This window comes from Pseudomonas sp. AGC41, assembly GCF_057334555.1.
The window spans coordinates 143,770-154,450 of the sequence record NZ_JBHFJB010000136.1 but is presented as its reverse complement, the minus strand read 5'-3'; the positions used below and the strand labels follow the sequence as shown (position 1 = coordinate 154,450).

Annotated in this window: 13 protein-coding genes; 8 read left to right on the top strand and 5 right to left on the bottom strand. The window is 62.3% G+C overall.

Translation table 11 applies throughout. The annotated features are described in order from the left end of the window. Positions 1-55 precede the first annotated feature (55 nt). Complete coding sequence (locus ACE04F_RS22670; protein ID WP_486107105.1) at positions 56-490, bottom strand: rhodanese-like domain-containing protein; 435 nt, start codon at positions 488-490, stop codon at positions 56-58. A gap of 101 nt (positions 491-591) precedes the next feature. On the opposite strand from ACE04F_RS22670, the gene ftrA reads away from it, so the two are divergent. Next, positions 592-1,551: a transcriptional regulator FtrA gene (gene ftrA, locus ACE04F_RS22665; protein WP_486107107.1), complete on the top strand. Its 960-nt coding sequence runs from the start codon at positions 592-594 to the stop codon at positions 1,549-1,551. A 274-nt stretch (positions 1,552-1,825) separates the two neighbouring features. Then, positions 1,826-3,157, top strand: coding sequence for an IS110 family RNA-guided transposase (locus ACE04F_RS22660; protein WP_486107109.1), 1,332 nt, complete (start codon positions 1,826-1,828; stop codon positions 3,155-3,157). A gap of 157 nt (positions 3,158-3,314) precedes the next feature. Here ACE04F_RS22660 and ACE04F_RS22655 read toward each other — a convergent pair whose 3' ends face one another. The 4 genes from ACE04F_RS22655 to ACE04F_RS22640 all read right to left on the bottom strand — a co-directional run bounded on the left by ACE04F_RS22655 (position 3,315) and on the right by ACE04F_RS22640 (position 5,423). Beyond that, positions 3,315-3,992, bottom strand: coding sequence for a response regulator transcription factor (locus tag ACE04F_RS22655; RefSeq protein WP_486110002.1), 678 nt, complete (start codon positions 3,990-3,992; stop codon positions 3,315-3,317). Between the two features lie 7 nt (positions 3,993-3,999). Continuing rightward, positions 4,000-4,410, bottom strand: a complete 411-nt coding sequence (locus ACE04F_RS22650; protein ID WP_434572302.1) for an SH3 domain-containing protein — start codon at positions 4,408-4,410, stop codon at positions 4,000-4,002. A 115-nt stretch (positions 4,411-4,525) separates the two neighbouring features. Further along, positions 4,526-4,825, bottom strand: coding sequence for a YciI family protein (locus tag ACE04F_RS22645; RefSeq protein WP_486110001.1), 300 nt, complete (start codon positions 4,823-4,825; stop codon positions 4,526-4,528). A 1-nt stretch (position 4,826) separates the two neighbouring features. After that, on the bottom strand, positions 4,827-5,423 hold the full coding sequence (locus ACE04F_RS22640) for a septation protein A (protein WP_434572305.1): 597 nt from the start codon (positions 5,421-5,423) through the stop codon (positions 4,827-4,829). 117 nt (positions 5,424-5,540) lie between these two features. Here ACE04F_RS22640 and ACE04F_RS22635 point away from each other — a divergent pair, with 117 nt between their 5' ends. The 6 genes from ACE04F_RS22635 to rluB all read left to right on the top strand — a co-directional run bounded on the left by ACE04F_RS22635 (position 5,541) and on the right by rluB (position 10,536). Next, complete coding sequence (locus tag ACE04F_RS22635) at positions 5,541-6,404, top strand: PHP domain-containing protein (RefSeq protein ID WP_434572306.1); 864 nt, start codon at positions 5,541-5,543, stop codon at positions 6,402-6,404. A 13-nt stretch (positions 6,405-6,417) separates the two neighbouring features. Next, positions 6,418-7,047 (top strand): L-threonylcarbamoyladenylate synthase, encoded by a 630-nt coding sequence (locus tag ACE04F_RS22630; RefSeq protein ID WP_305499273.1) that lies wholly within the window; start codon positions 6,418-6,420, stop codon positions 7,045-7,047. A 132-nt stretch (positions 7,048-7,179) separates the two neighbouring features. Then, complete coding sequence (locus ACE04F_RS22625; RefSeq protein WP_434574116.1) at positions 7,180-7,878, top strand: segregation and condensation protein A; 699 nt, start codon at positions 7,180-7,182, stop codon at positions 7,876-7,878. An 11-nt stretch (positions 7,879-7,889) separates the two neighbouring features. Next, positions 7,890-8,843, top strand: a complete 954-nt coding sequence (gene scpB, locus ACE04F_RS22620; RefSeq protein WP_486110000.1) for an SMC-Scp complex subunit ScpB — start codon at positions 7,890-7,892, stop codon at positions 8,841-8,843. A gap of 122 nt (positions 8,844-8,965) precedes the next feature. Next, complete coding sequence (locus ACE04F_RS22615) at positions 8,966-9,157, top strand: DUF1289 domain-containing protein (RefSeq protein ID WP_486109999.1); 192 nt, start codon at positions 8,966-8,968, stop codon at positions 9,155-9,157. Positions 9,158-9,300: 143 nt separating this feature from the next. Beyond that, the gene (gene rluB, locus ACE04F_RS22610) at positions 9,301-10,536 is read left to right on the top strand and encodes a 23S rRNA pseudouridine(2605) synthase RluB (protein ID WP_486109998.1); all 1,236 of its coding nucleotides are present in this window, start codon (positions 9,301-9,303) and stop codon (positions 10,534-10,536) included. Positions 10,537-10,681: the final 145 nt, after the last annotated feature.

Genomic DNA, 10,681 nt, shown 5'->3' with positions numbered 1-10,681 from the left:
CAGCCCGTGTGGCAAGGGAGCTCGCCCCCTCGCCACACGGGCGTCGCACCCTACTTCAACAATCGCAGCTGACCGCCTGCTCCGCCACGCGCTCCACGGAACCGGTCAGGCGAAAACCTTCGTCGAGCCAGCCCATGACGCCACCGATCATTTCCTTGACCGGGTACCCCAGGGTCGCCAGGCGCACCGCGGCCTTGTTGGCGCCGTTGCAATGCGGCCCCGCGCAATAGACCACGAACAGGGTGGTCTGGGGATAGGCCGCAAGCGCCTCGGCGGTCAGCGTGCGGGTCGGCAGGTTGATCGCCCCGGGCACGTGCCCGCGTGCATAGGCCTGCGGCCCGCGCACATCGACGAGGACAAAATCGATCTCACCGGCGTCCTGGCTGGCACGTACGTCGGAACAATCGGTTTCGAACATCAGACGCCGGCTGAAATGCTGCAGGGCAATGTCGGACGGCGCGGCAGACACTTCGCGAACAGGGCTGGTCATCGGGTTTACTCCAGGGACGGATAGGGCTTGGAGAGACTTTATCCACCCGCCGCCAACCGCTACAGTGGCGTACAAGACACTCTGTGGGAATTTTCCGCCAAATGCAGCCTACCCCTGGCCTCGTCGCGATTCTCGCCTACGACGGGCTGTGCACGTTCGAATTCGGCGTTGCCGTCGAGATATTCGGGCTGGCACGGCCCGAGTTTGATTTTCCCTGGTATGAACACCGCATCGTCGCTGTCGACGACGGCCCGATGCGCGCCATGGGCGGCTTCCAGGTATTGGCCGATGGCGGCATGGAGCTGCTCGACAGCGCGCGAACCATTATCGTGCCGGGCTGGCGCAGTCGCAGCGAACCGCCCTCCGATGCCCTGCTCCAGGCCTTGCGACGAGCCCATGCCCGTGGCGCCCGTCTGTTGTCGATCTGCTCGGGGGCTTTTGTCCTGGCGGCCACCGGGCTGCTCGACGGCTTGGGCGCCACCACGCATTGGCGCTACACCGACGAACTGGCCCACAGCTACCCGACCATCGAAGTCGATCCCGATGTACTTTATGTCGATTCAGGCCAGATCATCACCTCGGCTGGCAGCGCGGCCGGCATCGATGCGTGCCTGCACCTGGTGGCGCGGGATTTCGGCGCCCAGGTCGCCAATGCCGTGGCGCGTCGACTGGTCATGCCGACCCAACGCACCGGTGGCCAGGCGCAGTTCATCCCCTCGCCAGTCAGCCGCACGCCGCGCAGCGATTTGTCCGGCGTCATGCAATGGGCCCGGGAACGTCTCCACGAGCCGCTGGGAGTGCGCGATCTGGCCAGTCACGCCGCCATGAGCGAACGGACCTTCTTGCGCCGCTTCACCCAGGCTTGCGGTGTGTCGCCCAAGGCCTGGCTGCAACATGAGCGCCTGGCACGGGCCCGGGAATTGCTGGAAAGCACGCAAGACAACACCGACAACATCGCCCAACTGTGTGGCTATCGGTCGGTGGAAAGTTTCCGGGTAGCGTTTCGCAACGTGGTGGGGCTGGCGCCCTCGGTGTACCGGGAGCGGTTTGGGCGAGGGTAACGACGCCTTCGAGGTTCTCCGTGGCGAGGGAGTCCCCGCCGCGTCGCCGACGCTGCGCTGTCGCGCAGCAAACAAGTGTTCGGCTTAATATTGGGTGCGCGCGGGGACAGAGGCCGTAGCTATCACTGGTGTGTGCGCACCCGCGAGGGAGAGTGGCCGGCACGGTATCGGCGTGGAGTCGTTGTAGGCACAGCAAGCTGTGACCACGTATGAGAGAGTGAATCCGTTCGACACCGTGTGCCCCGCGCGCCGTTCAATCCTGCGAGGAATTGTCATGGCGCGCAAGAAGCAGCAGAAACGATTTGAAGTCGTTCACCCTCATTGTGCCGGTATCGATATTGGCAGCCGCGAGCACTGGGTCGGCGTCAATCCCGATCAAAGCGACAAGCCGGTTCGTTGTTTTCCGGCCTTTACTGAGGATTTGGTGAAGCTGGCCGAATGGCTGGAATCGCTGAAAATCAAAGTCGTGGCGATGGAAGCCACCGGTGTCTATTGGATACCGCTGTTCGAGCTTCTCGATTCGAGGGGCTTTGAGGTGTATCTAGTTAACTCCCGTGCTACACGCCAGATAAGCGGGCGTAAATCCGATGTCCTGGATTGCCAATGGATCTGGCAGCTCATGACCCATGGCTTACTCAGAGGAGCGTTCCGGCCCGCTGATGATATTTGCTCGATGCGTTCGCTGGTTCGCCAGCGGGCCATGAAGGTTCGTGATCAAGCCAAGACCATCAACCGCATGCAAAAAGCCCTGACGCAGATGAACATTCAGTTAGCCAATGTCATCAGCAACATCGCTGGTGTGACAGGGATGAAAATCATCAAGGCCATCATCGATGGCGAGCGTGACCCTCAAGTTTTAGCCAACTTCCGAGACGGCCGTATCAAGGCCGATTACCAAACCATCGCCCGCAGTCTGCACGGTAACTGGCGAGTCGAGCATTTGCATGCCTTGGCTCAGGAAGTGGCTGCTCATGATTTTCTTGAGAAGCAGATTGCCGAATGTGATCAGGCCATCACCCAGGCACTCAATCGACTCCCAGTACTGAACCATGAGCCCACGCAACCCGCCAAGCCACTGCGCAGCCCGCATCGTTCGGCAGATGAACAAGCCAACTTGCACCAGGCACTTGTGAGAATCATGGGCGTGGATCTGACCGCGATTCCCACTATCGGAATCGAATCCGCCTTGGTTCTGGCAAGCGAAGTCGGACCTGATTTGTCGCGGTTTCCGACTGAGCAACATTTCAGCTCTTGGATGGGGTTGGCGCCCTCAACCCGAATATCGGGAGGAAAACCCTTGCCCGGTCATGTCCCCAAGGTATTTAACCGGGCGGCACAAGCGTTGAAGCAGGCGGCCTCTAGCGCCCGCAACGATAAAAGCTTTATCGGTGCCAGTCACCGCGCCCGATTGGCTCGTATGGATACGGCCTGCGCCATCAAGGCTACGGCTCACCAACTGGCCCGCCTGATCTACGCCATGCTGACCAAAGGCCAGCCTTACGTGGCGCAGGATATGGAAGAGTACGAGGCCAAAAGCCGTGATCGTCAGCTTAGAGCCTTACAGCGTAAGGCTACAAAGCTGGGTGTTCGAGTGATCGCGGCTTAAAAAAGCTTTGGAGAACAAGGGGATGGATTTTGTTTGATGAGAGCTTGCTCCCGCTCGGTTGCGCAGCAACCGCAGAATCTTGGGGCTACTTCGTAGCCCAGCGGGAGCAAGCTCCCTCGCCACAAAAGCCTCTAGAGGCTGAGAGAAGCCGCAATCTTCAGAGGCTGTAGTAGTAGCCCCGGCTACGCAGGGCGACGATGCGCGGGCGGCCGTCGGGGTGCGGGCCGATCTTCTTGCGCAGGTTGCTGACGTGCATGTCGAGGCTGCGGTCGTACAAGGTCAGCTTGCGGCCCAAGGCGATCTGCGCCAGTTCCTGCTTGTCCAGCGGCTCGCCCGGCTGCTTGAGCAGCGCTTCGAGCAGGCGGCTTTCCGAGACGGTGAGGGTCTGTTCCTGTTCATCGATGCTGACCACGCCACGCACCGGACTGAAGGTCAGGTCACCCAGTTCGATCTGGCTGGAAACCGCGGTGGGATGGCTGCGGCGCAGCACGGCGCGCAGGCGGGCGGTTAGTTCTCGTGGGTCGCAAGGTTTGGCCAAGTAATCGTCAGCCCCCAGCTCGAGGCCAAGGATGCGATCCAGCGGTTCGCCGCGGGCCGAGAGCATCAGCACAGGCAATTCCGGGTGATCGCTGCGCAACTGCTTGAGCAGTTCCAGGCCGCTGCCGTCGGGCAGCATCACATCCAGCACCACCGCCGCCGGAGCGGTTTCGGCCAGGGCCTTGCGGGCGCTCTGGCCATCGTGGCAAGCGCGGACCTGGAAACCTTCCTGGCCCAGCCAACTGCCGAGGAGCTCACACAGCTCCTGGTCATCATCAATCAGTAACAGCTCGCTCATGACTCACTCAATTTAGCCATTGCCGACGTTGTCTACGTCCACCGCTGGCAAAGATACCGCAGAGCAGGGCCAATAGCGCTACCCCGGCGCCGACGACGAACCACTGTTGCTGTTCGGTCAGCAGGCGCGGCAGGGGGCTGGACTGGGCTTCCTTGAGTTGCAACTTCAGGCGCTGGTTCTCCTGGCGCAGCCGTCCCACCAGTGCGCTCTCGCGTTCGCCGTTGGTGTTCTGCAGTTGCTGGGTGAGTGCTTCACGCATGCGCTCGCTGTCTTTCAGGCGCTGCTGCAATTCGGCGATCTGGCCGCCCGCGCTCAGGGACAAGGGCGCCGAATGAGCGGCCTCGGTGCTTTCCTCGCCATGGGCAGGGGCTCCGATCGCCAACGAGACCAACAACAGGCACAACCGACCTTTGCGCATTGCAACTCCTGAATTCCAATCGAGATTAAGCAGATTAGACAGGTTGTCGGCAGGCCGGCGAGAACAATGAGCAATTGAGCGCGATGAGCCAGGAAGGCTCACCGCGCTGGGGGCGTTACGGCAGGACTTGCTTGAACGGCTTGACCACAACCTCGGCGTAGACGCCGGCGGCCACGAACGGGTCGGCCTTGGCCCACGCCTGTGCGGCGGCCAGGGAGTCGAACTCGGCCACGATCAGGCTGCCGGTAAAACCCGCGGCGCCAGGATCGTTACTGTCCACCGCCGGGTGTGGGCCGGCCAGCACGATGCGGCCTTCGGCCTTGAGCTGCTGCAGGCGCGCCAGATGCTCCGGGCGAGCGGCCAGGCGTTTTTCCAGGGAGTCGGCGACGTCGGTGGCAATGATTGCGTAGAGCATGTCAGTCCTCGGTTTTTGGCGTGGTGGGTTCGGCATCGTGCAGGTGACGGGACAGGTAGATGCCCTGGCCGATCAGGAACAGCAAGGTCATGCCCAAGCTGCCGAAGACCTTGAAGTCGACCCAGTATTGCTGGAACGTGAACGCAACGAACAGGTTGGCGGCGCCGCAGAACAGGAAGAAGGCGATCCAGGCGATGTTCAATCGGGTCCAGATCGCGTCCGGCAGGCTCAGCGCGTGGCCCATGATGCGCTTGATCAGCAGGCGATCGCCGACGAAGTGGCTGCCGATGAAGGCCAGGGCGAACAGCCAGTTGACCACCGGGGCTTTCCATTTGAGGAAGGTCTCGCTGTGGAAGGCCAGGGTCAGGCTGCCGAACACCAGGCAGGCGATCAGGGTCAGCCACTGGCTCTTCTCCAGCTTGCGCTGGGACACGAACAGCGCGCCGTAGACCACCAGGGAGCTGATGATCAGCACCGCGGTGGCGCTGTAGATACCGCCTACAGTCAAGGAATGGCCGGCGATGTCGACGGTCCGTGGATCAAGTTTGTAGACGATGAAAAACAGCAGGAGCGGGATGAAATCGATGAATTGTTTCACAGTGGCAGCCAGAAGCAGGATGTGGCGGCATAATAACAAACATCCTTGGCCGCGATAGGGCCAGCTGATTTGAGGTAACAAAGTCTCGTGAATGTTGATTTGCACTGCCAAAGTCTCGTGAATGTTGATTTGCACTGCCATAGCACGGCCTCCGATGGCGCCCTGGCCCCTGCGGTTCTGGTGGCGCGGGCGTTCGAGCACGGCGTGCGGGTCCTGGCCCTGACCGATCACGACACCCTCGAAGGCCTCGACGAGGCGCGTAGCGCCGCCACCGCGCTGGGCATGCAACTGGTCAACGGCGTCGAACTGTCCTGCACCTGGGGCGGGGCGACCATCCACGTGCTGGGCTACGGTTTTGATGTGAATGCACCGTCACTGGTCCAGGCCATTGCCGAGTTGCGTGACGGTCGCTGGCTGCGCTCCGAGGAGATCAGCCGCAAACTGGCCCTCAAGGGCATGCCCGGCGCGCTGGAAGGCGCCCGGCAGGTCCAGCAGGAACTGGGTGACAGTGGCAACGCCCCGGCCCGGCCGCATTTTGCCGACTGGATGGTGCGCGAGGGCTTCGTCAAGGATCGCGCCGAAGCCTTCCGAAAATGGCTGGGGGCCGGCAAGCTGGGGGACGTCAAGCAGCACTGGCCCACCTTGGAAGAAACGGTCGAGACCCTGCGGGCCGCCGGGGCGTGGGTCAGCCTGGCTCATCCCTGGCATTATGAATTCACCCGCAGCAAGCGCCGCCGCCTGATAGCCGACTATATTCAAGCAGGGGGCCATGCCATCGAAGTGGTCAATGGCCATCAGCCGGCCGAGCAGGTCGGCAGCCTGGCGATCCTCGCCCGGGAGTTTGGCCTGCTGGTGACCGCCGGGAGTGATTTCCACGGCCCGGGAGGCTGGTCCGAGATTGGCGAATACCGCCCGTTGCCGGAAGATCTGCCACCACTATGGTGTAGATTCAAACATGATCCCGTTATCGCCGCCGTCTGAACAGGTAGAACACGTGAGTCAATTTTTCCAGATTCATCCGGAAAACCCGCAAGCGCGCCTGATCAAACAGGCTGTGGAAATCATCCGTGGCGGTGGTGTTGTGGTCTATCCCACCGACTCGTCCTACGCCATTGGTTGCCAGATCGGCGATAAAAACGCGGTCGAGCGGGTAAGACGCCTGCGTCAGCTGGACGACAAGCACAACTTCGCGCTCATCTGCAGCGACCTCTCGCAGTTGGGCTTGTTCGCCAAGATCGACACCGGCACTTTCCGCCTCCTCAAGGCCCATCTGCCAGGCCCTTATACGTTTATCCTGAATGCCACCCGGGAAGTCCCGCGGCTGTTGTTGCATCCAAAGAAGCGCACCATCGGGCTGCGGGTGCCGAGCCATCCCATTGCCCTGGCGCTGCTGGCGGAACTCGGTGAGCCATTGATGAGCGTGACGCTGATCATGCCCGGCGAGACCGATCCGCTGACCGACCCCTATGAAATGCGCCAACTGCTGGAGCATCAGGTCGACCTGATCATCGACGGCGGTTACGGCGGCATGAAGGCGTCCACGGTGATCAACCTGGCCGACGGCGAACCGCAAGTGGTACGCGTCGGCTGCGGCGATCCGACGCCGTTCATGGTCGAGGCCTGAATGTCGGTTGTGGAAACCGCCGTCGAAAACGTCGACAGCCAGGCCGGTGCGCAACAGGAGCTGCCGTTCGCCATGGTCTATGGCCAGGCGGTCATGGAAATGCCCCTGGACCTGTACATCCCGCCGGATGCGCTGGAAGTTTTCCTCGAAGCCTTCGAAGGGCCGCTCGACCTGTTGCTGTACCTGATCCGCAAACAGAACATCAACATCCTCGACATCCCGGTGGCGGAGATCACCCGCCAGTACATGGGCTACGTCGAGCTGATGCAGTCGGTGCGCCTGGAACTGGCGGCGGAATACCTGGTGATGGCGGCCATGCTGGCCGAGATCAAGTCGCGCATGCTGCTGCCGCGCTCGGCCGAGGTCGAGGCGGAAGAGGACGATCCTCGGGCCGAGCTGATCCGTCGCCTGCAAGAGTACGAGCGCTTCAAGGCCGCGGCCGAAGGCATCGACGGCTTGAGTCGGGTCGGGCGCGATGTGCTGGTGCCCAGGCTCGACGCCCCCGAGGCGCGGGCGCGCAAGCTACTGCCGGACGTGAGCCTGGAAGAGTTGCTGATGTCCATGGCCGAGGTCCTGCGCCGAGGCGACATGTTTGAAAGTCACCAGGTCAGCCGTGAGGCATTGTCCACCCGCGAGCGCATGAGCGATGTGCTGGAACGGCTCAAGGGTGGCAGTTTTGTGCCCTTTGTCGAGCTGTTCACCGCCGAGGAGGGGCGGCTGGGCGTGGTGGTGACGTTTATGGCGGTCCTGGAATTGGTCAAGGAATCCTTGGTCGAGCTGGTGCAGAATGAGCCGTTCGCAGCGATCCATGTGCGGGCCCGAGCCGAATAACGAGCAAACCGATGAATCTGACCGAACCCCGTGAACTGGCGCCCTTGCTTGAAGCTTTCCTGTTGGCCTCTGGAAAGCCGCAATCGATGGAGCGTCTGTTCGAACTCTTCGAAGAAGGCGAGCGGCCTGAGCCTGCCGTATTCAAGAAAGCCCTGACGCTGCTGGGTAAATCCTGCGAAGGGCGGGCTTTCGAACTCAAGGAGGTAGCGTCCGGCTACCGCTTGCAGATCCGCGAAAAATTCGCCCCCTGGGTCGGGCGCCTGTGGGAGGAGCGGCCGCAGCGTTATTCCCGCGCGATGCTCGAAACCATGGCGCTGATCGCCTATCGCCAACCGATCACCCGGGGCGAGATCGAGGACGTGCGTGGCGTGGCGGTCAACAGCCACATCGTCAAGACCCTGCTGGAACGCGAGTGGATCCGCGTCGTCGGCTATCGTGACGTGCCGGGCAAGCCAGCGATGTTCGCCACCACCAAGGCGTTTCTCGATCACTTCAACCTGAAGAACCTCGACGATCTGCCGCCGCTGGCCGAACTGCGGGAGCTGGAGCCCGAGCCGATGCTCGAATTCGACGACGCCCCGGTGCCCCAGGCCCTGCAGGAACTGGCCGATGCCAGCGCCGAGCCCGAAGAGCCGAAGGAAGAGACCAGTTTCCACTCGTTGCTGCTGGAGCTGGACACCATGGAGGAGGGCCTGAAGACCGACTTCGATGACCTGCTGCGTGACGCGCCTGGTCCCGAGGGTGAGTCGGATGAGCTGGCGGAGCCCGATAGCGCGGTGGAGCCTGAGCCCGAAGCGCAACCGGAACCTGAGGAAGACATCCTCGGCGTTGCCCAGGCCCGGGAAAAACTGCTGGCCGCCGTCGCCGCCCTTGAGCCGCCGGAACCTGAGCTGAGCGACGAAGAAGCCGAGGCGCGCGCCCTGGCCGAAGCGATCGAAAACGAACGGCGCCAGTTCGACGACTGACACACCTCCTTCCCTTGTGGGAGCGAGCCTGCTCGCGAAAGCGTCAGCTCAGTCGGCATGATTTTGACTGATACACCGCCTTCGCGAGCAGGCCCCCTCCCACATAAAATCCCGGGTGAATCATGAGCTCCACCAAAGACCCCTGCATCAGCCTCTGCAAGTTCGATGAAGATATTTGCGTCGGTTGCGGGCGCAGCAAGCGCGAGATCAAGGCCTGGAAAAAACTCGACAAGGACGACAAGCGCGCCGTGCTGGCCGAAGCGGCGCTGCGCCTGATCAAGCTGGGTGCCACCGGTCGGCGGAAAAAGCGCTGAGCGCGTTTCCATCAGCTAGTCTCTGATGCGCGAATCCTTCAACGAGCGTATGATTCGCGACCCTTTGGCGATCCCTTCGCCGAAAGACCTGTTTTCAAGTGTCAGGCCAAGCCTGACTCGACCACACCGGGAGGTGCCCAGAAATGAAAGACCTAGACCAGAACGACAGCCAGGAAATCGGCCCAGCAGGCGAGAAACTGCAAAAAGTCCTCGCCCGTATCGGCGTTGGTTCGCGCCGTGACGTGGAAGCCTGGATCACCCAGGGCCGCATCAAGGTCAACGGCAAAGACGCCACCTTGGGCCTGCGTGTCGACATGCACGACGCCATTACCATCGATGGCAAGGTGATCAAGCGCGAAGAGGCCGCCGAAACGGTGCGCCGCGTGATCATGTACAACAAGCCCGACGGCGAAATCTGCACCCGTGACGACCCGGAAGGCCGTCCGACGGTGTTCGACAAGATGCCGCGTCCGAAAGAAGGCCGCTGGATCAACATCGGTCGCCTGGACATCAACACCACCGGTTTGCTGATGTTCACCACTGACGGTGAACTGGCCAACCGCCTGATGCACCCGTCCTACGAGATGGACCGCGAATACGCCGTGCGCGTGCGTGGCGAAGTCGATGACGAGATGATCGAGCGCCTCAAGGCCGGCGTCGTGCTGGAAGACGGCCCGGCGCGTTTCACCGACATCAAGCAGGCACCGGGCGGTGAAGGTTTCAACCACTGGTATCACTGCGTGGTGATGGAAGGCCGTAATCGTGAAGTGCGGCGCTTGTGGGAGTCCCAGGGCCTGGTGGTCAGCCGCCTGAAGCGCGTGCGTTTCGGCCCGGTGTTCCTCAACTCCGACCTGCCGATGGGCCGCTGGCGTGAAATGACCCAGCAGGAAGTCGACATCCTCGCGGCCGAAGTGGGCCTCAAGCCTGTCTCCATGCCGCAGATGACCGCCAAGAGCAAGGACAAGCTGGAGCGGATGCAGCGCAAGTCCTCGCGTCCGATGGGCAAGACCGAGCGCGTGCGTACGCTGCGTCCGGCGGCCGATGGCGCAGCGACTGGCCCGCGTCCTTCCCGTGAACCGCAGATCGAAGGCGAGCGTCCGGCCCGCAAGCCTGCGCCACGTCAGGACGGCGAGCGCGGCCCGCGTGCGCCACGTCCGGCCAACGGCCGTACCGAGCGCGGCGAAGGTCGCGGTGCTCCGGCGGGTCGTGGGACGCCGGTCGCTGATCGTCCGGCCGACACCAAGCGTCCGGCCAAGCCAGCGCCAAAAAAACGCCCGGGTATTATCCTGGCCGACCGTGATGCACCGTCGGGCAAGCGCCGTGGCGCGCCGGCAGGTTCGGGGCAGCGTCCGGGGTTTGGGCGTCGTAAGCCGGAGTAATACAGCTGCGAGCTACAAGCTTCTAGCTGCAAGTAAAAACGCCAACCGTTGGGTTGGCGTTTTTTTTGGTCTGGCTTATTGCCTTTGAGTCCGTCTTCGCGAGCAGGCTCGCTCCCACATTTGACCTCATTGAGCGCCCCTGTGG

What these genes read in the sequence shown, in the direction of transcription:
- ACE04F_RS22670 (WP_486107105.1), bottom strand. Translation starts at nt 490, where the DNA reads ATGACCAGCCCTGTTCGCGAAGTGTCTGCCGCGCCGTCCGACATTGCC.
- ftrA (WP_486107107.1), top strand. Translation starts at nt 592, where the DNA reads ATGCAGCCTACCCCTGGCCTCGTCGCGATTCTCGCCTACGACGGGCTG.
- ACE04F_RS22660 (WP_486107109.1), top strand. Translation starts at nt 1,826, where the DNA reads ATGGCGCGCAAGAAGCAGCAGAAACGATTTGAAGTCGTTCACCCTCAT.
- ACE04F_RS22655 (WP_486110002.1), bottom strand. Translation starts at nt 3,992, where the DNA reads ATGAGCGAGCTGTTACTGATTGATGATGACCAGGAGCTGTGTGAGCTC.
- ACE04F_RS22650 (WP_434572302.1), bottom strand. Translation starts at nt 4,410, where the DNA reads ATGCGCAAAGGTCGGTTGTGCCTGTTGTTGGTCTCGTTGGCGATCGGA.
- ACE04F_RS22645 (WP_486110001.1), bottom strand. Translation starts at nt 4,825, where the DNA reads ATGCTCTACGCAATCATTGCCACCGACGTCGCCGACTCCCTGGAAAAA.
- scpB (WP_486110000.1), top strand. Translation starts at nt 7,890, where the DNA reads ATGAATCTGACCGAACCCCGTGAACTGGCGCCCTTGCTTGAAGCTTTC.
- ACE04F_RS22615 (WP_486109999.1), top strand. Translation starts at nt 8,966, where the DNA reads ATGAGCTCCACCAAAGACCCCTGCATCAGCCTCTGCAAGTTCGATGAA.
- rluB (WP_486109998.1), top strand. Translation starts at nt 9,301, where the DNA reads ATGAAAGACCTAGACCAGAACGACAGCCAGGAAATCGGCCCAGCAGGC.